Origin of the sequence: Streptococcus vulneris (genome assembly GCF_019218685.1) — a bacterium.
In the GTDB taxonomy this organism is placed as follows: domain Bacteria; phylum Bacillota; class Bacilli; order Lactobacillales; family Streptococcaceae; genus Streptococcus; species Streptococcus vulneris.
This window is the reverse complement of sequence record NZ_JAHUZC010000040.1, coordinates 1-374: the sequence shown is the minus strand read 5'-3', so window position 1 is coordinate 374 and position 374 is coordinate 1. Positions and strand designations below refer to the sequence as shown.

The 374-nt window shown below is 54.0% G+C and carries 1 pseudogene; it reads left to right on the top strand.

The window, feature by feature from the left end:
- Nucleotides 1-374 (top strand): annotated as a pseudogene (locus KUA57_RS09505) (hypothetical protein); the annotation flags it as partial.

The window sequence follows — 374 nt, the reverse complement described above, 5'->3', positions numbered from 1 at the left end:
GTTGACGCTGAAGCTGAGGCTACCGCACTTGTCGATGCTGAGGCGCTTGCTACTGCACTAGTAGATGCTGAAGCTGATGCCACTGCACTAGTAGATGCTGAAGCTGAAGCTACTGCACTAGTAGATGCTGAAGCACTTGCCACCGCACTTGTTGACGCTGAAGCTGAGGCTACCGCACTTGTCGATGCTGAGGCTGAGGCTACTGCACTAGTAGATGCTGAAGCTGAGGCTACCGCACTTGTCGATGCTGAGGCGCTTGCTACTGCACTAGTAGATGCTGAAGCTGAAGCTACTGCACTAGTAGATGCTGAAGCACTTGCCACCGCACTTGTTGACGCTGAAGCTGAGGCTACCGCACTTGTCGATGCTGAGGC